The sequence below is a fragment of the Pseudomonas sp. MIS38 genome (assembly GCF_019891575.1).
GTDB lineage: Bacteria > Pseudomonadota > Gammaproteobacteria > Pseudomonadales > Pseudomonadaceae > Aquipseudomonas > Aquipseudomonas putida_A.
In genome coordinates, this window is sequence record NZ_JAFLXF010000030.1 from 15,445 (window position 1) to 41,080 (window position 25,636).

General features: G+C 61.6%; 23 protein-coding genes. 4 read left to right on the forward strand and 19 right to left on the reverse strand.

Annotated elements, in window-relative coordinates; all coding sequences use genetic code 11:
• Positions 1–14: 14 nt before the first annotated feature.
• Positions 15–677 carry an HAD-IA family hydrolase gene (locus tag J1G18_RS25800; protein ID WP_027612351.1) on the reverse strand — a complete coding sequence of 221 codons (663 nt, stop codon included), beginning with the start codon at positions 675–677 and terminating at the stop codon, positions 15–17.
• Complete coding sequence (gene rluC / locus J1G18_RS25805) at positions 664–1,626, reverse strand: 23S rRNA pseudouridine(955/2504/2580) synthase RluC (RefSeq protein WP_007950779.1); 963 nt, start codon at positions 1,624–1,626, stop codon at positions 664–666. Before rluC ends, J1G18_RS25800 begins: the two co-directional genes overlap by 14 nt.
• A gap of 699 nt (positions 1,627–2,325) precedes the next feature.
• Between rluC and rne the strand changes: the two genes are divergently transcribed.
• On the forward strand, positions 2,326–5,565 hold the full coding sequence (rne, locus tag J1G18_RS25810; protein WP_223009094.1) for a ribonuclease E: 3,240 nt from the start codon (positions 2,326–2,328) through the stop codon (positions 5,563–5,565).
• Between the two features lie 189 nt (positions 5,566–5,754).
• Here the strand turns inward: rne and J1G18_RS25815 are convergent, their stop codons facing one another.
• The 12 genes from J1G18_RS25815 to J1G18_RS25870 all read right to left on the reverse strand — a co-directional run bounded on the left by J1G18_RS25815 (position 5,755) and on the right by J1G18_RS25870 (position 17,355).
• Positions 5,755–6,351: a nucleotidyltransferase family protein gene (locus J1G18_RS25815; RefSeq protein WP_223009096.1), complete on the reverse strand. Its 597-nt coding sequence runs from the start codon at positions 6,349–6,351 to the stop codon at positions 5,755–5,757.
• Positions 6,348–7,328: an XdhC family protein gene (locus J1G18_RS25820; RefSeq protein ID WP_135296336.1), complete on the reverse strand. Its 981-nt coding sequence runs from the start codon at positions 7,326–7,328 to the stop codon at positions 6,348–6,350. The genes J1G18_RS25815 and J1G18_RS25820 overlap by 4 nt, the downstream gene beginning before the upstream one ends.
• Positions 7,328–9,649 carry a xanthine dehydrogenase family protein molybdopterin-binding subunit gene (locus J1G18_RS25825; protein ID WP_223009098.1) on the reverse strand — a complete coding sequence of 774 codons (2,322 nt, stop codon included), beginning with the start codon at positions 9,647–9,649 and terminating at the stop codon, positions 7,328–7,330. Before J1G18_RS25825 ends, J1G18_RS25820 begins: the two co-directional genes overlap by 1 nt.
• Positions 9,646–10,116, reverse strand: a complete 471-nt coding sequence (locus J1G18_RS25830) for a (2Fe-2S)-binding protein (protein WP_027612345.1) — start codon at positions 10,114–10,116, stop codon at positions 9,646–9,648. Before J1G18_RS25830 ends, J1G18_RS25825 begins: the two co-directional genes overlap by 4 nt.
• Before the next feature lie 395 nt (positions 10,117–10,511).
• Entirely contained in the window at positions 10,512–11,531 is a 1,020-nt protein-coding gene (gene murB / locus J1G18_RS25835; protein ID WP_223009100.1) for a UDP-N-acetylmuramate dehydrogenase, read from the reverse strand.
• Positions 11,528–11,992, reverse strand: a complete 465-nt coding sequence (locus J1G18_RS25840) for a low molecular weight protein-tyrosine-phosphatase (RefSeq protein WP_223009104.1) — start codon at positions 11,990–11,992, stop codon at positions 11,528–11,530. The genes murB and J1G18_RS25840 overlap by 4 nt, the downstream gene beginning before the upstream one ends.
• A complete protein-coding gene (gene kdsB / locus J1G18_RS25845; RefSeq protein ID WP_223009107.1) occupies positions 11,992–12,756 on the reverse strand; it encodes a 3-deoxy-manno-octulosonate cytidylyltransferase in 765 nt (254 codons plus the stop codon). The genes J1G18_RS25840 and kdsB overlap by 1 nt, the downstream gene beginning before the upstream one ends.
• Complete coding sequence (locus tag J1G18_RS25850) at positions 12,753–12,938, reverse strand: Trm112 family protein (protein ID WP_003174668.1); 186 nt, start codon at positions 12,936–12,938, stop codon at positions 12,753–12,755. Before J1G18_RS25850 ends, kdsB begins: the two co-directional genes overlap by 4 nt.
• Before the next feature lie 21 nt (positions 12,939–12,959).
• Positions 12,960–13,970 carry a tetraacyldisaccharide 4'-kinase gene (gene lpxK / locus J1G18_RS25855; RefSeq protein ID WP_223009110.1) on the reverse strand — a complete coding sequence of 337 codons (1,011 nt, stop codon included), beginning with the start codon at positions 13,968–13,970 and terminating at the stop codon, positions 12,960–12,962.
• A complete protein-coding gene (locus J1G18_RS25860) occupies positions 13,970–14,398 on the reverse strand; it encodes an ExbD/TolR family protein (RefSeq protein WP_097088472.1) in 429 nt (142 codons plus the stop codon). The genes lpxK and J1G18_RS25860 overlap by 1 nt, the downstream gene beginning before the upstream one ends.
• On the reverse strand, positions 14,395–15,030 hold the full coding sequence (locus J1G18_RS25865) for a MotA/TolQ/ExbB proton channel family protein (protein ID WP_003227083.1): 636 nt from the start codon (positions 15,028–15,030) through the stop codon (positions 14,395–14,397). Before J1G18_RS25865 ends, J1G18_RS25860 begins: the two co-directional genes overlap by 4 nt.
• 111 nt (positions 15,031–15,141) lie before the next feature.
• Complete coding sequence (locus J1G18_RS25870; RefSeq protein ID WP_223009113.1) at positions 15,142–17,355, reverse strand: DNA internalization-related competence protein ComEC/Rec2; 2,214 nt, start codon at positions 17,353–17,355, stop codon at positions 15,142–15,144.
• A 136-nt stretch (positions 17,356–17,491) separates the two neighbouring features.
• On the opposite strand from J1G18_RS25870, the gene J1G18_RS25875 reads away from it, so the two are divergent.
• The gene (locus tag J1G18_RS25875) at positions 17,492–18,010 is read left to right on the forward strand and encodes a DUF2062 domain-containing protein (protein WP_098965042.1); all 519 of its coding nucleotides are present in this window, start codon (positions 17,492–17,494) and stop codon (positions 18,008–18,010) included.
• 141 nt (positions 18,011–18,151) lie between these two features.
• Here J1G18_RS25875 and J1G18_RS25880 read toward each other — a convergent pair whose 3' ends face one another.
• The 4 genes from J1G18_RS25880 to J1G18_RS25895 form a co-directional block, all read right to left on the reverse strand.
• Entirely contained in the window at positions 18,152–18,931 is a 780-nt protein-coding gene (locus J1G18_RS25880) for an ABC transporter permease (protein WP_098965044.1), read from the reverse strand.
• Entirely contained in the window at positions 18,928–19,860 is a 933-nt protein-coding gene (locus J1G18_RS25885; RefSeq protein WP_027612335.1) for an ABC transporter ATP-binding protein, read from the reverse strand. The genes J1G18_RS25880 and J1G18_RS25885 overlap by 4 nt, the downstream gene beginning before the upstream one ends.
• Before the next feature lie 133 nt (positions 19,861–19,993).
• On the reverse strand, positions 19,994–20,617 hold the full coding sequence (locus J1G18_RS25890; protein ID WP_134787085.1) for a glutathione S-transferase family protein: 624 nt from the start codon (positions 20,615–20,617) through the stop codon (positions 19,994–19,996).
• A gap of 43 nt (positions 20,618–20,660) precedes the next feature.
• On the reverse strand, positions 20,661–21,320 hold the full coding sequence (locus tag J1G18_RS25895; protein WP_098965047.1) for a transglutaminase-like domain-containing protein: 660 nt from the start codon (positions 21,318–21,320) through the stop codon (positions 20,661–20,663).
• 248 nt (positions 21,321–21,568) lie between these two features.
• On the opposite strand from J1G18_RS25895, the gene J1G18_RS25900 reads away from it, so the two are divergent.
• Positions 21,569–24,016: an acyl-CoA dehydrogenase gene (locus J1G18_RS25900; RefSeq protein ID WP_134787087.1), complete on the forward strand. Its 2,448-nt coding sequence runs from the start codon at positions 21,569–21,571 to the stop codon at positions 24,014–24,016.
• A gap of 89 nt (positions 24,017–24,105) precedes the next feature.
• On the forward strand, positions 24,106–24,513 hold the full coding sequence (locus tag J1G18_RS25905; RefSeq protein WP_007967565.1) for a PA2817 family protein: 408 nt from the start codon (positions 24,106–24,108) through the stop codon (positions 24,511–24,513).
• A gap of 100 nt (positions 24,514–24,613) precedes the next feature.
• Here J1G18_RS25905 and J1G18_RS25910 read toward each other — a convergent pair whose 3' ends face one another.
• Complete coding sequence (locus J1G18_RS25910) at positions 24,614–25,612, reverse strand: LysR family transcriptional regulator (RefSeq protein WP_223009116.1); 999 nt, start codon at positions 25,610–25,612, stop codon at positions 24,614–24,616.
• Positions 25,613–25,636 lie beyond the last annotated feature (24 nt).

Genomic DNA, 25,636 nt, shown 5'->3' on the forward strand with positions numbered 1-25,636 from the left:
CCAGCAAAAACGTATTAAGCCTGCTGCCCCAGCCAGGCGTGCAATTCACTAAAACGGTCGATCGACAGGCGCGGCTCGAACTGCTGCAGCGACTCGATCGACTGCGCGCCGTAGCTGACCGCCACCGACGCCATGCCCGCATTACGCGCCATCAGCAGATCGAAGGACGAATCGCCGACCATCAGCGCCTGCTCGGGCCGCACGCGACAATGCGCGAGAATCTGCTCGAGCATCAGCGGATGCGGCTTGCTCGCAGTCTCGTCGGCGGCGCGGGTGATATCGAAATAATCTTCCCAGCCATTGGCCTTGAGCACCCGATCCAGTCCACGACGATTCTTGCCGGTCGCGACCGCCAGGTGGTAGCCCTGCTCGCGAAACGACGCCATCGACTCCACTACGCCTTCGAACAGCGGCGAAGGCACGGCTTCTGCCGCGATGTAGTGGTCGGCGTAATACTCGCGAAACAGTGTCATCTCGGCATCGCTGATGTCCGGGTACAAGGTGCGGATCGCCTCGGGCAAGCCCAGACCGATGATGCCCTTGACGGCAAAATCATCACGCAACTCGAAACCGGAACGCGCGGACGCAGAATGCATCGCTTCGACAATCCGACCAATGGAATCAGCGAGGGTGCCGTCCCAATCGAAAATCAGCAGTTTGTAATCAGATGGGCGCACTCAATCGCTCCACGGTCTTGGCCCACATTTCATCCACTGGCGCCTGCAACTTGAGCTCGCCGCCATCGGGCAGCGGCACGGTCAGCATGTAGGCGTGCAGGAACAGACGCTTGCCGCCCAGATCACGGATCTCCTTGCTGAAACCGTCATCGCCGTACTTGGTGTCGCCGGCAATGCAGTGCCCGGCGTGCAACGTATGGACGCGGATCTGATGCGTGCGACCGGTGATCGGCTTGGCTTCGATCAGAGTGGCAAAGTCGCCGAAACGACGCAGGACCTTGAACACGGTCACCGACTCCTTGCCCTCCTCCTCGTCGACCTCGACCATGCGCTCGCCGGAGCGCAGATTGCTCTTGCCCAGCGCCGCACGGACTTGTTTGATCGAGGTCGCCCAATTGCCGCGAACCAGCGCCATGTAACGCTTGTCGACACCGTCACCGCGCAAGGCGGCGTGCAAGTGGCGCAACATGCTGCGCTTCTTGGCGATCATCAGCAGGCCGGAAGTGTCACGGTCGAGACGGTGAACCAGCTCCAGTTCCTTGGCGTCAGGGCGCAACTGACGAAAGGCTTCGATCACCCCGTAATTCAAGCCGCTGCCGCCGTGAACCGCAATGCCGGCGGGCTTGTTGATCACGATCAGGGCTTTGTCTTCGTAGACAATCGAGGCTTCCAGGCGCTGTAACAGGCCTTGAGCCAATGGCACCGGTTCGTCGCGCTCAGGCACGCGAACCGGCGGCACGCGCACGATATCGCCGGCCTGCAGCTTGTATTCGGGCTTGATCCGCCCCTTGTTCACGCGCACTTCGCCTTTACGCAAAATGCGGTAAATCAAGGTCTTGGGCACGCCTTTGAGCCGGGCAAGGAGGAAATTGTCGATTCGTTGGCCGGCATACTCCGGCGAGACTTCAAGCAGTTGAACGCCTGGAGTCGAAGGGGCAGTAGTTGTCATGCCGCGGATGATAACAATTTTTATGGAATTGAAGCACTTAATCATTGCTGCTATAGTCGCGAACGCCGCCAAAAGCGGCCTGGACAGCGGAACCACGGTCAAAAACCGGCCCTGACCAACGCAATTCACCAGGACGCGAGGCCGTCCTACGGGGCTTTCGCTACGTAACGGTGGAGTTTGCAGTTGTAACAAGCGCAGGTGACATGAGGCCTGAATTACACCGTCGAGCAGAGTTTTCACTCGCCTGACAGGCAAATATTCGAGGCCAGTTCACAAAGTGCAGTCAGCTGCAGATGACCCCGAGCGAAGGCTTCGGAAACATCGCCTGAATTAGCCATGATGCGTGACCTCCCCTTTCGGAGCTCACGGTAAATGCCAACCCGCTGCGGATTCTGCGCGCGGCAGCACCCGAATTATCAGGGATACGTGTAGGGTGGAGATGCACAACCGCCGGACTGTGTAGCAATAGGCTTTATCAAGACGCTTCATCTCGTCCACAGCCGCTGGTTGATTCCTCCTCCTGACTGAGTGCTTAAGTAGCCACAGCAAGCAGGACGCGTACGTCGCGATATCGGCCCAATTGGCCTGACATCGCTGGACACGGGAATGGCCAACCACTCCCGACGCACCTGACACCGACCGTGAGAAGTCGTGTGTGCCGAACGCCGTTTCCGGCAGCCCGGAAACCGACGGTACTACATGAAAAGAATGCTGATTAACGCAACTCAACCCGAAGAGTTGCGTGTTGCACTGGTAGATGGCCAACGCCTCTACGACCTGGACATCGAATCCGGTGCACGCGAGCAGAAGAAGGCCAACATCTACAAAGGCCGTATCACTCGCATCGAACCAAGCCTTGAGGCTGCCTTTGTCGATTTCGGCTCCGAGCGCCACGGCTTCCTGCCCCTCAAAGAAATCTCCCGCGAATACTTCAAGAAAGCCCCTGAAGGCCGCGTCAACATCAAGGACGTCCTGAGCGAAGGCCAGGAAGTCATCGTTCAGGTCGAAAAAGAAGAACGTGGCAACAAGGGCGCCGCCCTGACCACCTTCATCAGCCTGGCCGGTCGTTACCTCGTGCTGATGCCGAACAACCCGCGTGCCGGCGGCATCTCCCGTCGCATCGAAGGCGAAGAGCGCAACGAACTGCGTGAAGCGCTGAACGGTCTGGTTGCTCCAGCCGACATGGGTCTGATCGTGCGCACTGCCGGCCTGGGCCGCAGCAGCGAAGAAATGCAGTGGGACCTCGACTACCTGCTGCAACTGTGGACTGCCATCAAAGAAGCCTCGCTGGATCGCTCCGCGCCATTCCTGATCTATCAGGAAAGCAACGTGATCATCCGCGCCATCCGCGATTACCTGCGCCAGGACATCGGCGAAGTGCTGATCGACAGCGTTGAAGCCCAGGACGAAGCCCTGACCTTCATCCGCCAGGTGATGCCGCAGTACGCCAGCAAGATCAAGCTGTACGAAGACAGCGTGCCGCTGTTCAACCGTTTCCAGATCGAAAGCCAGATCGAGACCGCTTTCCAGCGCGTCGTTGAACTGCCTTCCGGCGGCTCCATCGTCATCGATCCGACCGAAGCCCTGGTGTCCATCGACATCAACTCGGCGCGCGCCACCAAAGGCAGCGACATCGAAGAGACCGCGCTGCAGACCAACCTTGAAGCCGCCGAAGAAATCGCCCGTCAGTTGCGCCTGCGCGACATCGGCGGCCTGATCGTCATCGACTTCATCGACATGACCCCTGCCAAGAACCAGCGCGCCGTGGAAGAGAAAGTCCGCGAATGCCTGGAAGCCGACCGCGCTCGCGTGCAGATCGGCCGCATCTCGCGCTTCGGCCTGCTGGAAATGTCCCGTCAGCGCCTGCGTCCATCGCTGGGCGAAAGCAGCGGCATCGTCTGCCCGCGCTGCAACGGCACCGGCATCATCCGTGACGTCGAATCGCTGTCGCTGGCAATCCTGCGCCTGATCGAAGAAGAAGCCCTGAAAGACCGCACTGCCGAAGTGCGCGCTCAGGTGCCGATCCCGGTCGCCGCGTTCCTGCTCAACGAAAAACGCAACTCGATCACCAAGATCGAACTGCGCACCCGTGCCCGTATCGTCATTCTGCCGAACGATCACCTGGAAACCCCGCACTTCGAAGTTCAGCGTCTGCGTGACGACAGCCCGGAAGCTGCGACCAACCAGTCCAGCTACGAAATCGCTGCTGCCGCTGCCGAAGTCGAAGAAGTCCAGCCAGCCGCTGCGACCCGCACCCTGGTTCGCCAGGAAGCCGCGGTCAAGACTGCGCCGGCCCGTGCCAATGCGCCGGTGCCGACCGAAGTCGCCGCGCCTGCCGCTGCTGCACCGGCTCCGGTTGCCGCGCCAGAGCCAAGCCTGTTCAAGGGCCTGGTGAAATCGCTGGTCAGCCTGTTCGCGACCAAAGAAGAGCCAGCCGCTCCGGTCGTCGTTGAAAAACCGGCCACCGAGCGTCCAGCCCGCAACGAAGAGCGTCGCAACGGTCGTCAGCAGAGCCGCAACCGTAACGGTCGCCGCGATGAAGAGCGCAAGCCGCGCGAAGAACGTGCACCGCGTGAAGAACGCGCCCCACGCGAGCCGCGTGAAGAGCGTCAGCCACGTGAAGCCCGTGAAGTCCGCGAGCCGCGTGAAGCCCGCAGCGAAGCACCGGCCGCCCGCGAAGAACGCGCACCCCGCGCTCCGCGTGAAGAACGTGCACCACGTGCGCCGCGCGAAGATCGCAAGCCACGTGGCGAGCGTGAAGAGCGTGTACGTGAACTGCGCGAGCCACTGGACGCCGCTCCGGCTGCACCCGTAGCAGCTGCCGCTGCCGCTGTGGTCGCAGAAGAGCGTCCGGCCCGTCAGCCACGCGAAGAGCGCGCACCGCGCCCACCGCGTGAAGAGCGTCAACCACGTGCCGAGCAAGCTGCTGCTGCCGTTGCTGAAGAAGAAGTGAACAGCAACGAAGAGCAACTGCCGGAAGACGGTCAGGACAACGCCGAAGGCGATCGTCCACGTCGTCGCTCCCGTGGTCAGCGTCGTCGCAGCAACCGTCGCGAGCGTCAGCGTGATGCCAACGGCAACGTGATCGAAGGTTCGGAAGAGTCCGAGTCCGGCGAACACGCTGAAACAGCACCAAGCGCTGCCGATCTGGCTGCCGGCCTGGCCGTCACTGCCGCTGTTGCCAGCAGCGTGATCAGCGCTCCGGCCGAAGCACAGGCTCACGAGCAAGCCGAACGCGCCACCGCCGCTGTTCAGGAAACCGCCCCAGTGGAAGCGCCGGTCGTTGAGGCCACCACCCCAGTGGAAGTGGTTGCTGCTCCGGAAGTCGAAGTGGCACCGGTTCAGGAAACTCTGCCTCAGGTTGAAGCCGCTGCACAACCTGCCGTTGAGGCGCCAGTCTTGGCCGCAGAGCCGGTTGCTGAAACCGTCGCTGAAACCGTGACCGAAACCGTGCGTGAAGTTCGTGAAGAACAGACCGCGTTCAACTGGGTTGCCGAGCCTGCCGTCGCTGAAACGCCAGCGCCAGTCGTTGAAGCCCCAGTGGTTGAAGAAGCCAAGGCTGCCGCGCCAGTGGTCGAAGCCGCTGAACCTGCTCCAGCGCCAGTGGTTGAAACACCGGTGGTCGAAGCGCCAGTGGTTGCCGAAGCCCCTGCTCCAGTGGTTGAAGCCGCTCCGGTCAGCGCCCTGACGCCAAACGGCCGTGCGCCAAACGACCCACGTGAAGTGCGTCGCCGCAAGCGTGAAGCCGAGCGTCTGCAGAAGGAAGCCGAACTGGCTGCCGCTGCTGCTCCGGCTGCTGAAGTGGTCGAGGTTGCTGCCGTGACTGAAGAAGCGGTGGTTGAATCGGTGATCGCCGAAGCACCACGCTCCGTTCAGGACGCGGTCGAGCATCACCAAGCGACCGAGGAAAAAGAACACGAGCCTAAACCGCTCGTCTGATTCCGCAAGCCAATAAAAAGCCCCGCCTGAGCAATCAGGCGGGGCTTTTTCATGCCTCCAGTTCAAGCTTCACCACCCTTCAATGTGGGAGCGGGCTTGCTCGCGAATGCGGTGTGTCAGCCACCCTGGAAGTCACTGACGCTCCGCATTCGCGAGCAAGCCCGCTCCCACAAAAGCTCTGCAGGAGGCTCAGGATTGGGGGAATACAAGAGAATCGGGCACATCGATATCCCAAAACACCCCGGGATCATCCACCGCTATCTCAATCACCCTGCCCTGCTTGAACAAAGGCCTGGCGCCGCGATCACCACTCAATGCCTGCAAGCCCGGCCCGAACGAACGCCCGAACCCCACCGGATGCCCAAATTCGCCCTCCTGCACCGGCACACTAACCGCGTCATCGGTCATTGCCGCCACCACCCGCTCGATACTCGACGGCAGGATAAACGGCATGTCCCCCAACACGACCAGCCAGCCATCTGCATCCGGACAAACCGCAACGCCAGCCGCAATACTGTCACCCATCCCGGTCGATTCAATCGAGACCACGTCACAGCCATAAGCCTGAGCCATGCGCATCGCCTGCGGCCGCGCTTCAGTGGTCACCAGCACCCGCTTGTCGAGGTTGGCCGGCAGATTCAGCAACACTTGCTCGATCACCGAGCGCACCGCGCCATCACGCCCGGTGCAATCGGCCAGCAACTTGTCCTTGTCGGCACCGGCAACCTGGCGAAAGCGACTGCCCTCGCCCGCCGCCAGCACAATCACTGCGATAGATCGACTCATGCGCCCTCCACGACTTTCTTCTGTTTCAACTCGACGCCGTTCTTGATCGCCACAATCTCCGCCAATAACGACAGAGCAATCTCCGCTGGCGAATGACTGCCGATGTGCAGACCGATCGGCCCGTGCAATCGCGCAATGGCGGCTTCTGACAAGCCTAGCTGAGCCAGATTGTCCCGGCGCTTCTGGCTGTTGACCCGCGACCCCAGTGCACCGACATAGAAGGCCGGCGAATCGAGCGCGGTGAGCAACGCCATATCATCCAGACGGGGATCGTGAGTCAGCGCGACGATGGCTGTGCGTTCGTCCGTCTGAATGCTCAACACCGCATCATCCGGCATACCCGGGACGAACCGTCCGTGGTGCTCTTCCCAGCCATAAACGAACTCGGTACGCGGATCGCAGATCAGCACTTCGAAATCCAGCAGCCGCGCCATGTCCGCCACGTAACGCGACAGCTGCCCGGCGCCGATCAACAACAGACGCCAGCGCGGACCATAAATGGCGCGCAGGGTCTTGCCGTCGAATTCGAGCACATCGGATTTGCTCGCCGCCGACAGCACAACCTCACCGGTTTCGATGTTCAGCTCACGGGCGACAATCTCATGGTTTTCACAACGCGCCAGCAACTCGGCGACCCACGCCGGATCAGCGACCCGCTCCTCGGTCAGGCGCAGCGTGCCGCCACAGGGCAAGCCGAAACGCGCCGCCTCCTCGCGGGTGACGCCATAGGTAATCAGTTGCACTGGCGGGCCGTCGCTGGCGATGCGCCCGTCGTGCAGACGGGCGATCAAGTCATCCTCGACACAACCGCCGGACACCGAGCCGATCACCACGCCGTCCTCGCGCAACGCGAGCATCGCGCCGAGTGCCCGGGGCGCAGTGCCCCAGGTCTGCACCACACTGAACAGCACCACCCGCTGCCCGGCGCGGCGCCATTCAAGCACGCTGCGCAGGACGTTGAGATCGGCGCTGTCCATTACGCCTGCGCCTTCTGCCAGCCCTGCAGCTGATAACGCACCGGCAAGTTGCGGATGCGCTGGCCGGTGGCGGCGAAGATCGCATTGCACAGTGCCGGCGCAATCGGCGGCACGCCCGGCTCACCGACTCCGCCCAACGGCACGTCACCCGGCGGCGTCACCAGATGCACCGCAACTTCCTTCGGCGCCAGCGACATGCGCGCCACTTCGTACATATGGAAGTTGTCCTGCTGGACCTTGCCATCCTTGAAGCTGATTTCACCCAGCACCGCGTTGCCCAGACCCATCACGCACGCGCCCTCGAACTGCGAGCGAATGCGCTCAGGGTTGATCTGCGGTCCGCAATCAACAGCGATGTCAGCCTTGTGCACGATCAGCGTACCGTCGTCCTTGACCTCGACTTCGATCACCGCCGCCACATAGGTGACGAAGCTGTAATGCACCGCCAGACCGAGGCCTCGGCCCTTGGGCAATTGGCGCCCCCAGCCGGCAGCCTTGGCCGCGGTTTCCAATACCGTGCGCATGCGCCCGGTGTCGATCGGGTAGCGCTCGAGGGATTCGCCGTAGTTCCACTCCTCACTCAGGGTACGCGGATCGATCTGCCGATCCGGGCCGAGCAACTTGATCTGGTACTTGAGCGGATCGACGCCAGCCTTGTGCGCCAGTTCGTCGACGAAACTCTGAATCGCAAAACCGTGAGGAATGTTCGACACCGAGCGATACCAGCCGACGCGGGTATGCACCGTGGCTTCGGGGTTTTCCAGGCGCACGCTGGGAATCGCGTAAGCCATATTGGTGAAACCCATGCCCAGTTCGAACGCCGCTTCATGGTTCATGCCCGGGGCGAACAGCGCCGTAATGCTCGGCGCCACTGTGCGATGCAGCCAGCCGGAGGGCATGCCGTCCTTGCCGACAGCGGCTTTCAAATACTCGGCGGACACCGTGTGGAAATACGAGTTGTGGATGTCATCCTCGCGGGTCCATTGCACCCGCACCGCTTTGCCTGGGAACTCTTTGGCGAGGATCGCCGCTTCGACGACGAAATCCGGCTTCGATTTACGGCCGAAACCGCCACCGAGCAGCGTGACGTTGAAGGTGACATTGTCGAACGGCAGCCCGAGGCGCTCGGCGATGCGTTCGCGAGTCACCTGCGGCGCCTGACTCGGCGCCCACGCTTCACACACACCTTTGTCGTAGCGCGCGATGGCGACCATCGGCTCCATCGGTGCCTGCGCCAGATGCGGCAGATAGTAAGACGCTTCGAGACTGCTCGCTGCGCCGCTCAGGGCTTTGTCGATATCGCCAGTGTTGCGTACCACTTTGCCGGGTTTGCGCGACGCCGTTTCCAGTTCCTTGCGATAAGCGATCGAGTCATAACTGGCATTGGGGCCGTCGTCCCATTCGATCTTCAGCGCCTCGCGGCCCTTGATCGCCGCCCAGGTATTGCTGGCAATCACCGCTACGCCGCCCAGCGGCTGGAATTCCGAAGGCAGCGGACGGCTCTCGATCTGCATGATCTTCAGCACACCCGGAACCTTCAGCGCGGCGCTGTCATCCAGCGACTTGACCTTGCCGCCGTACACCGCCGGACGGGCGATGGTGGCGTAGAGCATGCCGTCGAAATGCACGTCCGCGCCGTACACCGCGCGCCCGTTGACGATATCGGCACCGTCGATGGCTTTGGTGCCTTCCTTGCCGATGTAGCGGAACTCCGACGGCTGCTTGAGGCGCAGGCTGTCACGCGCCGGCACCGCCAACGCACTGGCGGCAGCGGCAAGTTCGCCGTAACCCAGCTCGCGACCGGATGGTTTGTGAATGACTTTGTGCAGCTGCGCATGGCACTCGCCCACCGGCACCTGCCACTGCGCGGCGGCGGCTTGTTCGAGCATGGTCCGGGCCGCCGCGCCGCAGCGGCGCATCGGTTCATACCAGTGACGCATGCTGCGCGAACCGTCAGTGTCCTGGTTGCCGAAACGTACTTCGTCACCCGGCGCTTGCCGGACTTTGACCTTGGCCCAATCGGCGTCCAGTTCGTCGGCAACTACCATGGTCAGGCTGGTGCGCACGCCCTGGCCCATTTCCGAGCGGTTGCAGACCACGGTGACCGTGCCATCCGCGGCGATGCTGACGTAGACCTTGGGATCGTCGATCCAGCCATTGGGCATGCCGTCGGCACCGAACTTCTTCGGCGCGTCTTCAGCCAGTGCATCCTGCCAGCCCCAGCTCGCGGCCAGCACCAATGCGCCCGTGGCGCCGACGCCCTTGAGAAAGCCACGGCGGCTGAGATTGCTCAGGGCGAAATCATTCGGCAAGCGGCTCATGCCTTGGCCTCCTTCAAGTGAGTCGAGGCCTGGCGGATCGCGGTCTTGATCCGGTTGTAGGTGCCGCACCGGCAAATGTTGCCGACCATTGCCTCTTCGATCTGCTCGTCGCTCGGATCGGGGTTGGTCTTTAGCAACGCGGTGGCGGACATGATCTGCCCGCCCTGACAAAAACCACACTGCGCCACGGCGCTATCGAGCCAGGCTTGCTGCACCACCTGCCCGACCGGATCGGCGTGCAGATTGTCGATGGTGGTGACGTTTTGCCCGACCACCGAGCCGATCGGCGTGATGCAACTGCGCGCCGGCAAGCCGTCGATATGAATGGTGCAGGCACCGCACAGGCCCATGCCGCAGCCGAATTTGGTGCCGTTGTAACCGGCGACATCACGGATTGCCCACAGCAGCGGCATGTCTTCGGTGACATCCAGTGGGTGATCCTGGCCATTGAGTTTCAGGGTAATCATGGGCACGCCCGCATATTCTTGGTGGTTATAGGGTCGAGCAGAACTGGCGGTGGTTCACGCAGATCGACTCAGGCTAATGGGCCAATACACATCAGTGAAGCCGAACACTGAGCCTGTGGCGAGGGTGCTTGCTCCCGCTGGACTGCGGAGCAGGCCCTTCTTGAAAGCGGGGCCGCTACGCGCCCCAGCGGGAGCAAGCTCCCTCGCCACAGGGTCATCGCTGACTGATATGTGGTTGGCACAGGCTCTCTTGTGCCGACGCGAACGTCTGCACCGGGCCTTTGGTGGAGCAAATGACGGTTATCGTTAGCTGGCTAAGTTAACCCACCGTTAACAAAAAAGCCCTGCACTTTTTGTTCAGTGCAGGGCTTTGGATACCGACCTGAAGCGTAGCCTCAATAGCGGTTCGGCTCCATTTCCAGTTCGACATTGAAACGTTCGGCAATATCTTTCTGGATGCGTTGCGCCAGCTCCAGCAATTGCAGGCCGGTGGCGGTGCCGTAGTTGACCAGCACCAGCGCCTGCAATTTATGCACGCCGGCATCGGCCTCGCGGAAACCTTTCCAGCCAGCGCGCTCGATCAACCAGCCGGCGGCCAGTTTCATCTGGCCGTCCGCTTGCGCATAGGCCACCAGATCCGGGTGCTGCGCCTTGATCTGCTCGACCAGCGCGGCCGACACCAGCGGATTCTTGAAGAAACTGCCGGCATTGCCGAGCACCGCCGGATCCGGCAGTTTTTCGCTGCGGATACTGCAGATCGCGCGGCTGACGTCGCTGGGTGTCGGTTGCTCGATGCCTTGCTCGGTCAGGCGCTGACGCACCGGGCCGTATTCCAGATGCAGATGCGCAACACGATCGAGCTTGAAGCGCACCCGCAGGATCAGCCAACGCCCCGGCTGCTGCTTGAACAGGCTGTCGCGGTAGGCGAAATTGCATTCTTCCAGGCTGAAGTCGCGCAGCTCGCCGGTCTGGCGATCCAGCGCGGTCAGCCCGGCGAACACATCCTTGATCTCGACGCCGTAGGCGCCGATGTTCTGCATCGGCGCCGCGCCCACGGTGCCGGGGATCAGGCTGAGGTTTTCCAGACCGGAAAAACCCAGCGCCAGCGTGTGCTGCACGAACGGGTGCCATGGCTCACCGGCTTCGGCCTCGATCACCACGCGGCTGCCGTCATCGCTGATCAGCCGAATGCCACGACTGGCCATGCGCAGCACCAGCGCCGGAATGTCTGCGGTCAGCAGCAAGTTGCTGCCGCCACCGATCACCAGCAACGGCAGCTCATGGGCAGTGGCATAGGCAAGGGCTTCGCGCACGTCGGCGTCGCTGTGGGCCTCGGCGAACAACTGCGCGCGCACGTCGACGCCGAAACTGTTGAACGGTTTCAGCGAAACCTGTGATTGAAGCTGCAAACTCATAACCGGCCCTTCACTTCGATCAACAGTTGGTCACACGCTGTTTCGATCAGGTCCAGCACCTGCTCGAAGCCTTGATCGCCGTCGTAGTACGGATCCGGCACTTCATCGAGCACACCGGCATAACGCCGCAGGAACAGGTCCAGCTCGGCCTTGCCAGTGGACGGTTGCAGCGCCTTGAGGTTGCGCAGGTTGCTGTTGTCCATGGCCAGAATCAGGTCGTAACTGGCGAAATCGGCACGGCTGACCTGCTGCGCGCGTTGCGCCGACAGGTCATAACCACGCACTTTGGCTGCAGCCTGGCTGCGCTTGTCCGGCGGATTGCCGACGTGCCAGTCACCGGTGCCGGCGGAGGCCACTTCGACCTGATCCGCCAGCCCCGCTGCGCGCAGTTTGTGACGCAACACGCCTTCAGCGGTGGGCGAACGGCAGATGTTGCCCAGGCACACGAACAGAACGCGCATCAGGCCTCCAGCAGGCGACGAACGCGCTCGAGGTCTTCAACGGTGTCGACGCCGGTTGGCGGCGCGATCAACGCGTCGGCGACATGAATCCGCACGCCATGCCACAGGGCACGCAGTTGTTCGAGGGATTCAGTGTTTTCCAGCCAGCATGGGCCCCAGTTCACGAAGTCCTGGAGGAACCCGGCACGGTAGGCATAAATGCCGATGTGGCGACGGTACGGCACGCTTTCCGGCAACTGCTCGCGGCTCTTGGCGAAGGCATCGCGGGCCCACGGCAAAGTAGCGCGACTGAAGGTCAGCGCCAGACCATTGAGGTCGCTGACGACCTTGACCACGTTCGGGTTGAACAGGGTTTCGACGTTTTCGATCGGCTCGGCCAGGGTGGCCATGCGCGCTTCGGTGTGGGCGGCGAGGTTGGCGGCAACCTGATCGATCACGCTTGGCGGGATCAGCGGCTCGTCACCCTGCACGTTGACCACGATCGCGTCAGGCTCGAGGCCCAGTTTGGCGGCGACCTCAGCTAGACGATCGGTGCCGGAATTGTGATCTTCACGGGTCAGCACCACTTCCGCGCCGAACGCCTTGCAGGCCTCGACGATGCGCGCATCGTCGGTCGCGACCACCACACGGCTGGCGCTACTTTTGCTCGCCTGTTCCCAGACGTGCTGGATCATCGGCTTGCCGGCGATATCCAGCAGCGGTTTGCCCGGCAAGCGGGTCGAGGCGTAACGCGACGGGATGACAACGGTGAAAGCAGTGGTCATTTATCCAGACGCTCGTCAGTGGTCAGGGTGCGCGCTTCGCTTTCGAGCATCACCGGGATGCCGTCGCGGATCGGATAGGCCAGACCGGCGCCCTTGCTGATCAGTTCGGTCTTGTCGGCGCTGAGCTTGAGCGGGCCTTTGCAGATCGGGCACGCGAGGATGTCGAGCAATTTGGTGTCCATGAACATTCCCTGGATAAAGAGTTAAGGCAAAAGACGATCGGGCAACAGGCGCATCAGCTGGGTGTCGAACCAGGCCACGAAGGCTGGTGACGGCACGGCATCGACCGCCAGATACCACCAGTCGTCTGCTGCGAAGGCACGGCACTTCACCGCGTCCTTTTCGGTCATCACCAACGGCAATGACGGTGTGAAATTCAAGGCCTGCACGCTGTATTCGGCGTGGTCGGCAAACGCATGGGGGACTGCTCGCCAGTCTAGCGCTTCGAGGGTATTGAAGAAACGTTGCGGATTGCCGATTCCGGCCACAGCGTGCACCGATTGACCGGGCGCAAAATGCGCCAGCGGCTTGCGCTTGCCGCTGCGCAGATTGACCAGTGCGGTCGGCTGCAGGTGAAAGGCGAAGCCGTCTTCACGATCCGCAGTGGCACCGTTGAACAGCACGCCATCGACGCTTTGCAGGCGCTCGATCGGCTCGCGCAACGGACCGGCCGGCAGGCAGCGCTTGTTGCCCAAACCACGGGCGGCGTCGATCAGCACCAGCTCCAGATCTCGCGCCAAGCGGTAATGCTGCATGCCATCATCGGAGAGAATCAGGTCCAGCGGCTCACTGGCGAGCAAGGCTTTGACCGCTGCGCTGCGATCAGGGTCGATCATCAGCGGCACGCCGGTGCGCTGCACGATCAACAGCGGTTCATCGCCGGCGACGTCGGCGCTCTGCTCGGCGGTGACCCGCCACGGCAGTTGCGGCGGTTTGGCGCCGTAACCGCGACTGACCACGCCAACCCGCAGACCGGCGCGTCGGCAATGCTCGATCAGCCACAGGATCATCGGTGTCTTGCCGGTGCCGCCGACGGTGATGTTGCCGACCACGATCAACGGCACCGGTGGCTGATAGATCTGGCCTTCACCGTCGAGAAAGCGCTGACGCTTGTTGACCACCACGCGGCGGTAGAGCATTTCCAGCGGCCGCAGCAGCGTCAGGGCCGGATGCCCCTGATACCACGCGGCGAGCAAACGATCGGACAGGCTCATCAGGATTTGGGCGCCGCCTCGACCGTGGTCATGCGCAAATGGCTGAAACCGAGCTTGCCGGCCGCGTCCATGGCGGTGATCACCGATTGGTGTTGGGTCTTGCCGTCGGCACTGATCGACAACGGCATGCTGGTGTCACCGTTGGCTTCTTTCTGCATGGCTTCCATCAGGGTTGCCAGGTCGTTTTTCGGCAGAATCTTGTTGTTCACCGAGAACACGCCTTCGGCGCTGATCGCGACGTCCAGTTGCTTGAGCTGCTGGTCTTCGGCGGGCGATCCGCTGACCGATTCCGGCAGATCGACGCGCAACTGGGTTTCGCGGGTGAAGGTGGTGGTCACGACGAAAAACAGCAACAGGATGAACACCACGTCGATCAGCGACGCGAGGTTGATGTCGATCGTTTCCCGGGGTTTGCGACGGAATTTCACGCTTTGTCCCCGGCCAGATCGACGTCACGGTCGCCCTGCACCACTTCGACCAGTTTGATCGCTTCCTGCTCCATGCCCACCACCAGCTCATCGATGCGGCGTTGCAGGAAACGGTGGAAGAACACCGACGGAATACCGACCATCAGGCCCGCCGCAGTGGTGATCAGTGCCTTGGAAATACCGCCGGCCAGGACCGAGGCGTTGGTGGTCATGCCGGAACCGGTGAAGGCGCTGAAAATGTCGATCATGCCCAGTACCGTGCCCAGCAGGCCCAGCAACGGTGACATGGCGGCAATCGTGCCCAGCGCGTTGACGTAGCGTTCAAGCTCGTGAATCACCCGCGCGGCGGCTTCTTCGATGCATTCCTTCATGATCTCGCGACCATGCTTGGAGTTGGCCAGGCCCGCGGCGAGGATTTCACCCAGCGGCGAGTTGGCGCGCAATTCCTTGAGCTTTTCTTTATTGAGCTGCTTGTCCTTGATCCAGACCCAGACCTGACCCAGCAGATGCTCGGGGGTGACGCGGCTGGCGCGCAGGGTCCACAGACGCTCGGCGACAATCGCCATGGCCGCGATGGAACTCAGAATGATCGGCAACATCATCCAGCCGCCGGATTTGACCAATTCCCACACAGTGACAGTCCCCTCGAAAAAGTGCGCCACTTTACCATACCGGTTGGCGATTAAGACCCGCTGCCCCGACGACCTGATGCCACATTCGGCGATCCCGCGATCAATGGTGTTTCAACGCCAGAAACGCCGTTGTTGACGCATCAGCCTCGGTGCCTGAAAGCTGCCCAGGCGCAGCTGAATGGCGCCGTGCTGCGCGCTGTCGTAGATGCGCAGCCCTTGCTGGCGATAACGCGCGAGCACCAGCGGGTGCGGATGACCGAACGAATTGCCCTGCCCCCGGGAGATCAGCACCGAATGCGGACGTAATGCCCGCAGCAAAGCCATCGAAGAGGAACTGCGGCTGCCATGGTGCGGCGCTTGCAGCCAGTGCGTCGGCAGCGCCAACGGACTCTCCAGCAACACCCGTTCGGCAGCCGTGTCGATATCGCCGGTCAGCAGCAGCCGCTCGCCATTGGCCTCGATCTGCAACACACAGGAGCGCTGATTGCTGTCATGGGCCGCCGACCATTGCCACAGCTGAAAACTGACCCCGTCCCACTGCCATTGACGTCCACTTTCACAGGCCTCGGCCCGCAGGATGGCGGGCAGCCCCGGCGGATCGCCGCTGATCACCCGCGTCACGTTCAGGCCCCGCGATACCGCCAGCGCACCACCGGCATGGTCGGCGTCGGCATGACTGAGCAGCATCAGGTCGATGCGCTTGCCCCCCATTTTGTGCAGCGCCGGCACCACCACCCGCTCCCCCAGATCGAAATCGCCGAAGCGTGGACCGGCGTCGTAGAGCAACGCGTGATGACGCGTGCGGATCAGGATCGCCAGGCCCTGACCGACATCGAGCTGCCAGATATCGGCCAGTCCAGCGGCCACTCGCTCGCGCGGCGGCGCCAGCAGAATCAACAGCAACGGCCAGCCCAACGGTCGCAACGGTACCCCGCGCGGCAACAGCAACAGCAAGGCGCCGAGACTGCCGAGCAGCAAAACCCACCACGGCAGCGACGGCGAGATCCACGCCGGCCAAGCCCCGGCGATCACCGACAAGCCACGAAACAGCCAGTCGATCAAACCACCGGCCAGCCACAACAAGCCTGCACCGACGTAAGGCACCGGCAACAACAGCGTGCCGAGCAGCGCCGGTGGCAGCACCAGCAGACTGACCCACGGCACCGCGAGCAGATTTGCCAATGGCCCGCTGAGGCTGATCGGCAGGTTCAGCGCCAGCAACACCGGGCACAGACCCAGCGCAATCAGCCATTGCGCGCGGGTCCAGGTCTGCCACCATTTCCACGCACCGAGTCGCCCGCCGAAGGTGAAAATCAAAATCCCCACCGCGGCGAACGACAGCCACAAACCCGGACGCAAACTGGCTAACGGGTCGAGTAACAGCAACGCATCGAATGCCAGCAACAGCGGCCACCACGCGCCGAGATGGCGAAAGCGCAGGCGCCACAACAACACCAGCCCGACCATCACGCAGGCCCGTTGCACCGGCACATCAAACCCGGCGAGCAAGCCGTAACCGAGCGCCGCGGCAAACGCCAGCCCGCAGGCCCATGGCAGCCATGGCCAGCGCAGCGGCCACCAGCCGTAGCGCGCCAGCCCGGCGACCAATAGATAGATGACCGCCGCCAACATCCCGATGTGCTGACCGGAAATCACCAGCAGATGCACGGTGCCGGTGTCCTGCAGGATCTGCCAATCCTCGCGGCTGAGCCCGGAGCCGTCGCCGAGCACCAGCGCCGCCAATGCACCGCCCCGGCCTTGGGCATCGACTGCCATCAAGCGCTGACGAATGCTGTCGCGCCATGCCCAGTTTGCCTCGGCCAGGCGCTGACCATCCTTGATCGTGCCGGTCGCGCCGATGCGTTGCGCCAACAGCCAGGCTTCGTAATCAAAGGCGTCGGGATTGAGCAAACCACCGGGGCGCCTGAGCTTCACCGCCAGCCGCCAGCGCTCACCGCTGTTGAGCGGCGGCCCGGCGTACCACGCCAGACGCATCAACGACGGCAATTTTTCGTGTCGCGAGCGGGCATCGGCCAACTCGAACCGCACCACGCCCTCGCTGGTTTGCGGCAAACCGACCACCCGCCCTTCGACCCAACGGGTTTCGCCGTCAAGCGCTTCCGGCAGGCGATCATTCAACGCCCATTGCGCACTGACGCACGCCCAGGTGAAACCGAATAGCAGAAACGCCAGGGGATAGCTGCGAAACGGCAACAACATCAGTCCCACCAACGGCAACAACATCATCAACCCGACCGGCGGTAAAACCGGCAAAAAAACCGGAACCAGCAGACCGACTGCCAGCGCCATCATCCCTGTGCGCATAAGCCCGTCCTTGAGAGTTCGTGCATTAGGGGTAGCTGGTATGAGGGCGGGTCGTCGTCAACAATTGTCACAAAGTCTGAATGGGCGCTTCGTAGAATCCAGACATACTTGCCGCCTTAACCGACCGAGAAGCCTTATGCCCCGGCGCTTATTCAAACGTTACATGCCCGACCCGACGAGCATCAGGGAACACAAATCCTTACGCTTTCTCGGCAAGTTGCTGCATGACCCGAACCTCTGGCACCTCAATCGGCACTCGGTGGCCCGGGCGATGGCCGTCGGCCTGTTCGCCGCGTTCCTGCCGATTCCGGCGCAGATGCTGGTGGCGGCGGCACTGGCGATCACCGTGCGCGGCAACATGCCGATTGCCGTCAGCCTCGTGTGGCTGACCAACCCGATCACCATGCCGGCGGTGTTTTTCTGTACTTATCAGGCCGGAGCCTGGTTGATGAATGTGCCCGCCCGCACCCTGCCCGATTCGTTGACCTGGGAATGGATCAGCGGAGAGTTGTCGACCATGTGGCAGCCGTTTTTGCTGGGGTCGGTAGTGTGTGGATTGATACTTGGCATCCTCGCTTACTTCACGGTGATGCTGTATTGGCGTTGGTGGGTGGCGCGGCAATGGGCGCGGCGCAAGAAAAGCCGCAAATCTTGAATGCAAAACGGCCTCCGCAGTGGGAGGCCGTTTTTTTGTAGCGTCTGAATAAGCCCCATCGCGAGCAGGCTCACTCCTACATTGGAACGCGCCCTTCTGTAGGAGTGAGCCTGCTCGCGATGGCAGCGACGCGTTTTCGGATCAGGTCCGCATCCCGCGCCCACTCACCAGCAACCGCGCACAACCGAGGTACAACACCACCGTCGCCACCAGCATGAAGGTGATCGCGATGCCGATGCGGATATCCGACACCCCGAGAATGCCGTAACGGAAGGCATTGACCATATGCAGCACCGGGTTGGCCAGCGACACGGTCTGCCAGAACGGCGGCAGCAAGGTGATCGAGTAAAACACGCCACCGAGGTAAGTCAGCGGCGTCAGCACAAACGTCGGGATGATCGAAATGTCATCGAAGTTGCGCGCAAACACCGCGTTGATGAAGCCCAGCAGCGAGAAGATCGTCGCGGTCAAGATCACCACCAGCAAGGTCACGCCGAGGTGATGCACCTGCAGATGGGTGAAGAACAGCGACAGAATGGTCACGATCACCCCGACCATCAAGCCACGCAGCACGCCGCCAATGGTGAAGCCGATCAGAATCGTGTGCGGCGACACCGGCGAGACCATTAGTTCCTCGATGGAACGCTGAAACTTGCTGCCGAAGAAACTCGAGACCACGTTGCCGTAGGAGTTGGTGATCACCGACATCATGATCAGCCCCGGCACGATGTACTCCATGTAACTGAAGCCACCCATGCCGCCAATCTGCTTGCCGATCAGGTTACCGAAGATCACGAAGTACAGAACCATGGTGATCGCCGGCGGCAGCAGGGTCTGCGGCCAGATCCGCGTGAAGCGTTTGACCTCGCGATAAACGATGGTCTGGAGGGCGACGAGGTTGGGGCGGAACTCGGAACTCATACCGCCACCTTCGACAGATTCTTCTCTACCAGAGACACGAACAGCTCCTCGAGGCGATTGGTTTTGTTACGCAGGCTCAGCACTTCAATATTCTGCTGCGCCAATTGAGTGAACAGCGCGGTGATGCCCATGGATTTGTCGACCTGGACTTCCAGGGTATGGCCGTCGAGCAACCGAGCGGGATAGCCGATCAGTTGCGGCGCGGCGTGCAAGTCGTTTTTCAGGTCGAGCAGGAAGGTTTCGACGTGCAGCTGGCCCAGCAGCTGTTTCATGCTGGTGTTCTCGACAATGGTGCCGTGGTCGATGATGCCGATGTTGCGGCACAGCTGCTCAGCCTCTTCCAGATAGTGCGTGGTGAGGATGATGGTGATGCCTTTCTGGTTCAGCTCGGTGAGGAACGTCCACATCGAGCGACGCAGTTCGATGTCGACGCCTGCGGTCGGCTCATCGAGGATCAGCAGGCGCGGCTCATGCACCAGGGCGCGGGCAATCATCAGTCGGCGTTTCATGCCGCCGGACAGCGAACGCGACGGCACATCGCGCTTGTCCCACAGGCCGAGCTGGGTCAGGTACTGCTCGGCGCGTTCCTTGGCGATCTTCGCCGGGATGCCGTAGTAACCGGCCTGGGTCACGACGATGTCGAAAGTCTTTTCGAACTGGTTGAAGTTGAATTCCTGGGGCACCACACCGATCGAGCGCTTGAGCGCGGCGGGGTTCTTGTCCAGGTCATGACCGAAGATATTCACCGTGCCGCTGGTCTTGTTGACCAGGGTCGAGAGAATGCCGATGGTCGTGGATTTGCCGGCGCCGTTGGGGCCGAGCAAGGCGAAAAAGTCACCTTCGGCGACGTCCAGATCGATACCACTCAAGGCCTGGAACCCGTTGCCGTAGGTTTTGGTTAGCTGCCGGATGGACAGAGCGGAACTCATATCGGATTTACGCACCAAGAAGGGAAGAAAAGGAAAGATTGGGCCGGGCGGCGAACAAAACAACCACGGCGCATGAGCGCAATGGTGCTTGCCGCCGCCACACAAGTACAGTCAAGAGTGTCGATAGTTATTATCAAGTCAACGCGGTCATGACTGCTTTCTGATAGGCCGGACGCTGCTTCAGCCGTGCGTACCAAGCCTGCAGATGCGGCTGCGCGGCACGTTCGATGGGCATCTCGAACCAGGCATAAATGAAACTGCCCAGCGGAATATCGCCCATGCCGATTTCGCTGCCGGACAGATATGGCTGGCTGGCGAGGGCCTGATCGGCCATGGCCAGCAGCGCGGTGCATTCCTTGATTGCGGCGTTGATCGCCGGCCAGTCCTGCTGGTCCGCTGGCGTACGCAACACGCCCCAGAACACGGTGCGGAACGGCCCGGCAAAACTCGAGGTGGTCCAGTCCATCCACTTGTCAGCGACGGCCCGGGCTTGCAGGTCTGCCGGATACCAGGCGCTGTTCGGTGCATGCTTGGCCAGCAGGTATCGCACGATGGCATTCGATTCCCATAGCACGAAGCCGTCATCCTCGATCACCGGTACCCGGCCGTTCGGGTTCATCGCGCGGTATTCAGGCGTGTCGACCACACCGAAGGCGCCACCGGCGTCAATCGCCTCGTAGGCCAGGCCCAGCTCCTCGGCGGCCCACAGCGGCTTCCTGACATTCGATGAGTTTTTCCGTCCCCAGATCTTCAGCATGACCGCCTCTTTTCCAATGCGTGGGCAGGCAGCATACGCCGGATCAGACCCGACTCAAATCACTCTGCATATCGCCCAACACCTTCGCCTGACGTTCGCCGAACAGATGCGGGTAGCACTTTTTCAAGTGCTCGAAGAAGAACCGCTCCGGCACATCGACGAACTGACCATGATCGACCAGATACTCCATCAACAGCGCGCCGTCACGGTTGTATGGGTGGAAAACGCTGTCACTGATACCGTCAAAGTCCAACGGTGCGACGTTGAACAGCTCGCAAAGTTGCTGATTGAAGGCCGGCGTGGCCTTGACCCAACGGTCATTGAGGAACAGCTCGGTGTAGCCGTGCATGGCAAACACATCGCTGCGCAGCAGTTCCAGCAGACGCGGGGTCGACAGGTGATTCTTGACGTCGGCCAGACCGATGCGTGCGGGAATGCCGCAATGCCGTGCGCACCCGGCCAGCAATGTGGCCTTGGGCACGCAATAGCTTTCCCCGGTGGCCAGCGCATAGCTGCCGCACAGGGTTTGCGGGTCGAGGCTGAAGGTATACGGGTTGTAGCGCACCGCATCGCGCACGGCGTGATAGAGACTGATCGCCTGCGCGAGCGGGTCGCGGCTGGCACCGCGGTGTTGTTCGGCGAACTCCACCACCGCCGGGTGGTCACTATCGATGAAGCGGCCGGGACTCAGATACTCGCGCATGACGATGTTCTCCTGGGTGAGCCCCGAGTCTAGCGACAGCTCAAGCACAGAGATAACGACGTTTCGGCCAAACATGGACGCAAAGACGCGGGAACGGCGAACGATTTCCCACGGATGTTGCCCACCGAACCTACGAAAAACATCCGGGGTTTCCCACGAGTTCAATCACCATGTTCTGACCACCCCGTTTTACAGATGCCGTCTAAGCTCTGGAGGGTCGGTTTGCCTTGGTTCACGGAGGATTACATATGCTGTTGTTGTGGATACTGGTTCTGATCGTCGGTGTGGCGTATCTCGCCCACCGCCGCATCGCCCCCTTGCCCGCGTTGGGTATCGTCGCCATTTACCTGCTGGCGATGGGCATTTTCAGCCATGCCCCGGGCTGGTTGCTGCTGCTGTTCTGGATCGTGCTTGCTGTGGTGGCCGCGCCGTTGATGCTGCCTGACCTGCGCCGCAAACACTTCACCGCGCCGCTGTTCAACTGGTTCCAGAAAACCCTGCCGCCGATGTCGCAGACCGAACGCGACGCGATCGATGCCGGTACCGTGTGGTGGGACGGTGAACTGTTCAGCGGCCGTCCGGACTGGGACAAACTGCTGTCCTATCCAAAAGCGCAACTGAGCGAAGAGGAACAAGCCTTCATCGACGGTCCGACCGAAGAACTCTGCGCAATGGTCACTGACTGGCAGATCGGCCAGTCGATGGATCTGCCACCCGAAGCCTGGAGCCACATCAAGGAGCACGGTTTCTTCGCCCTGATCATTCCCAAGGAGTTCGGCGGCAAGGGCTTTTCCGCCTACGCCCACTCGCAAGTAGCGATGAAACTCGCGACCCGCAGCGGCGACCTCGCCTCCACCGTGATGGTGCCCAACTCCCTCGGCCCGGCCGAACTGCTGCTGCATTACGGCACCGATGAGCAACGCAACCACTACCTGCCGCGGCTGGCCCGTGGCGACGACATTCCGTGCTTCGCCCTCACCGGCCCACTGGCCGGTTCCGATGCCGGCGCCATGCCGGACACCGGGATCATCTGCAAAGGTGAATGGGAAGGCCAGGAAGTCATCGGTCTGCGCCTGAACTGGGAAAAACGCTACATCACCCTCGGCCCGGTCGCGACCCTGCTCGGTCTGGCCTTCAAGGCCTATGACCCGGAGCATCTGCTGGGCGACAAGGAAGATCTCGGCATCAGTCTGGCGCTGATTCCTACCGATACACCGGGTGTGGAAATCGGCCGTCGTCACCTGCCACTGGGTGCAGCGTTCATGAACGGCCCGAACTCGGGCAAAGACGTGTTCATCCCGCTGGACTACCTCATCGGTGGCCAGGAAATGCTCGGCAAGGGCTGGATGATGCTGATGAACTGCCTGTCGGTCGGGCGTTCGATCTCGCTGCCGGCAGTCGGCACTGGCGCGGCCAAATTCACCAGCCTGGTGACCGGTCAATACGCGCAGATTCGTGAGCAGTTCAACGTCCCGTTGTCGGCCTTCGAAGGCATTCAGGAAGCCATGGCACGCATCGGCGGCAACGCCTGGATGATGGACGCCGCGCGCATGCTCACCGCCAACGCGGTGGATCTGGGCGAGAAACCGTCGGTACTGTCGGCGATCCTCAAGTATCACCTGACCGAACGCGGCCGCGAGTGCATCACCCACGCCATGGACGTGCACGGCGGCAAGGCAATCATCATGGGTCCGAACAACTACCTCGGACGCAGCTGGAACGGCGCACCGATCTTCATCACCGTGGAAGGCGCGAACATCCTCTCGCGCAACCTGATGATTTTCGGTCAGGGCGCCATTCGCTGCCATCCGTTCGTGCTCAAGGAAATGGCCCTCGCTGGCCGCGAAGACAAAGAACAGGCACTGAAAGAATTCGATGGCCTGCTGCTCAAGCACATCGGTTTTGCCGTCGGCAACGCCGCCAGCACCCTGGTGCTGAACCTGGGCTTCGGCCACTTCGAACATGCACCCGGGGACAGGATCAGTCAGGGCTACTTCCGTGCACTCAACCGTCAGGCAGCGGCTTTCGCCATGCTGGCGGACTTCAGCATGATGTTGCTGGGTGGCGAACTGAAGCGCCGGGAACGCCTGTCCGCACGTCTTGGCGATGTGTTGAGCAACCTGTATCTGGCCTCCGCTGCGCTCAAGCGTTATCACGACCTGGATTCGCCGGCGCATATGGAGCCGCTGTTCCGTTGGGCCATGGAAGAAAGCCTCGGCCAGTCGGAACGGGCACTGGATGAGCTGCTGAGCAACTTCCCGAACAAAGTGTTTGGCTGCCTGCTGCGGGTGATCGTGTTCCCGTTCGGCCGTCGCCATAAAGGCCCGTCGGACAAGCTCGGCGCCGAAGTGGCAGCGGTGATCGGTCGTGCCAAAGGCGATCCGACCCTCGAAGAACTGCTCGCCGGTTGCTATCGCCCGCAGTCCGTCGACGATGCCGTCGGTGCCCTGCAACACGCCAGCGATCTGCTGAATGCCGCCCAACCGCTGCACAAAAAACTGCACACCTCGCTCAAGAGCGGTCAGGTCAAACCGGTGGCTGGCGAACACGCCATCGACGCCGCACTGGAGGCCGGGGTGTTGCAACCGCAGGAAGCACAGACCCTGCGCGATGCCGAAGCAGCACGGCGCAAGGTGATCGACGTCGATGATTTCGACAAGGAAGAGCTGAAACAGGCAGAAGGCAAAGTCCGCTGATGCCGACGACCGTGTAGCTGTTTATTTGTGAAAAACGGGCACGAGAGCTTTATACTCCCGCGCCCGTTTTGCTCTTGAGGACTTATCTCGTGTCCAACGTCGTTGCCGATCATCTGGTTTTGCTCGACCATCTGCGCAGTATCCTGGTCGCCGTAGGTGAGGCCGAACAGGTTCCCGAAGAAAGCCATGCCTTGTTCCTGGAGCGCTTTGACGAACTGCTGGCGTCCCTGCCGATCGATCCGATCGAAAGCCAGTACCTGGGCCAGGACATCCTGACCCAAGTGATTACCCGTTATCCGCAAATAGCCCACCTGATCCCGCGGGATCTGCTGTGGTTCTTCGCTGGTGACTGCCTGCACTACCTGTCCGATGAAGAAATCGATCTGTATCAGGCACTGGAAGAACGTCGCTACGAAGCCGAACAGAACGACGAACCGTTCGACTGGAATCAGGAAAAGCAGTTGCTGGCGATGTCTGCTCAGGACAGCAAGCACTGATTTAATGGTTTGAAGATCAAAAGATCGCAGCCTGCGGCAGCTCTTACAGGGAATACATGTGATTCCTGTAAGAGCTACCGCAGGCTGCGATCTTTTGCTTTTAAAGCAGCCCCTCGCTCTCCGGCAATTCATACGCAAGCGCCAGATTATTCGGCGCCCCCGCCTTGCCCGGCTTGCTCAACGTCGGCTCCTTCTCCAGGCACTCCACCAGATAATCGATGAATACCCGCAGCTTCGGCGGCAGGTAGCGCGTGGGCGAATGCAGCAACCACAGACCACCGTGGTAAGAAGCGAGGAACGTCCACTCCGGCAGCACCTGCACAATCAACTTCTGCTCCAAGGCATAGCGCGCGGTGAAGTACGGCAGGCTGCCGATACCGATGTGCTGCAACACTGCCCCGAGCCGCACGCCGGTATGGTTGGCGGCATAGCGGCCGCGCACGCCGACGGTCACCGCTTTACTGCCCTTCTTGAATTTCCAGCGTGCATCGCTCGGGGTTTCCCCCAGATAGATGCAACTGTGATCAAGCAGGTCATGCGGGTGGGTCGGGGTGCCGTGTTCGGCCAGGTATTGCGGGGTGGCGCAGAGCAAATGGTCGATGGTCAGCAGCTGCCGCCCGACCAGCCCGGCCGGCGGGCGGTCAGTGATGCGAATCGCCAGGTCGACATGATCGTCAATCAAATCAACCTGGCGGTCTTCCAGCAGCAACTCGACATCGACTTTCGGATAACGCCGCAGAAACTCAGGCATGTGCGGATGAATCACGAAACGCCCGACCGCTTTCGGCACACTGACCCGCACCAGCCCTTCCGCCTCGTGGGTGAACTGCCCACTGATCTCCATCACCGATTTGGCGGCGCTGACCATCTCCTGACAGCGCTTGAACACTTCCTCGCCACCGTCACTCAAGCGAAGTTTGCGCGTAGTGCGCTGCAGCAAACGCGTAGCCAGGGCCTTTTCCAGGCGGGAAATGCTGCGACTGATCGCCGACGGCGACGAGCCCAACTGGCGGGCCGCCTCGGAGAAACTGCCGGTCTCCACGACCTTGACGAAGATCGCCATTTCACCGAGCAGTGGCAGCGGAAGATTGATGCTCACAGCGCACAAGTCCTTTGATGTTTG

Excerpts from the sequence above, each read along its gene's own strand:
- rluC (WP_007950779.1), bottom strand. The coding sequence starts at position 1,626 with ATGACAACTACTGCCCCTTCGACTCCAGGCGTTCAACTGCTTGAAGTC.
- rne (WP_223009094.1), top strand. The coding sequence starts at position 2,326 with ATGAAAAGAATGCTGATTAACGCAACTCAACCCGAAGAGTTGCGTGTT.
- J1G18_RS25815 (WP_223009096.1), bottom strand. The coding sequence starts at position 6,351 with ATGAGTCGATCTATCGCAGTGATTGTGCTGGCGGCGGGCGAGGGCAGT.
- J1G18_RS25820 (WP_135296336.1), bottom strand. The coding sequence starts at position 7,328 with ATGGACAGCGCCGATCTCAACGTCCTGCGCAGCGTGCTTGAATGGCGC.
- J1G18_RS25825 (WP_223009098.1), bottom strand. The coding sequence starts at position 9,649 with ATGAGCCGCTTGCCGAATGATTTCGCCCTGAGCAATCTCAGCCGCCGT.
- J1G18_RS25830 (WP_027612345.1), bottom strand. The coding sequence starts at position 10,116 with ATGATTACCCTGAAACTCAATGGCCAGGATCACCCACTGGATGTCACC.
- murB (WP_223009100.1), bottom strand. The coding sequence starts at position 11,531 with ATGAGTTTGCAGCTTCAATCACAGGTTTCGCTGAAACCGTTCAACAGT.
- J1G18_RS25840 (WP_223009104.1), bottom strand. The coding sequence starts at position 11,992 with ATGCGCGTTCTGTTCGTGTGCCTGGGCAACATCTGCCGTTCGCCCACC.
- kdsB (WP_223009107.1), bottom strand. The coding sequence starts at position 12,756 with ATGACCACTGCTTTCACCGTTGTCATCCCGTCGCGTTACGCCTCGACC.
- J1G18_RS25850 (WP_003174668.1), bottom strand. The coding sequence starts at position 12,938 with ATGGACACCAAATTGCTCGACATCCTCGCGTGCCCGATCTGCAAAGGC.
- lpxK (WP_223009110.1), bottom strand. The coding sequence starts at position 13,970 with ATGAGCCTGTCCGATCGTTTGCTCGCCGCGTGGTATCAGGGGCATCCG.
- J1G18_RS25870 (WP_223009113.1), bottom strand. The coding sequence starts at position 17,355 with ATGCGCACAGGGATGATGGCGCTGGCAGTCGGTCTGCTGGTTCCGGTT.
- J1G18_RS25875 (WP_098965042.1), top strand. The coding sequence starts at position 17,492 with ATGCCCCGGCGCTTATTCAAACGTTACATGCCCGACCCGACGAGCATC.
- J1G18_RS25880 (WP_098965044.1), bottom strand. The coding sequence starts at position 18,931 with ATGAGTTCCGAGTTCCGCCCCAACCTCGTCGCCCTCCAGACCATCGTT.
- J1G18_RS25885 (WP_027612335.1), bottom strand. The coding sequence starts at position 19,860 with ATGAGTTCCGCTCTGTCCATCCGGCAGCTAACCAAAACCTACGGCAAC.
- J1G18_RS25890 (WP_134787085.1), bottom strand. The coding sequence starts at position 20,617 with ATGCTGAAGATCTGGGGACGGAAAAACTCATCGAATGTCAGGAAGCCG.
- J1G18_RS25895 (WP_098965047.1), bottom strand. The coding sequence starts at position 21,320 with ATGCGCGAGTATCTGAGTCCCGGCCGCTTCATCGATAGTGACCACCCG.
- J1G18_RS25900 (WP_134787087.1), top strand. The coding sequence starts at position 21,569 with ATGCTGTTGTTGTGGATACTGGTTCTGATCGTCGGTGTGGCGTATCTC.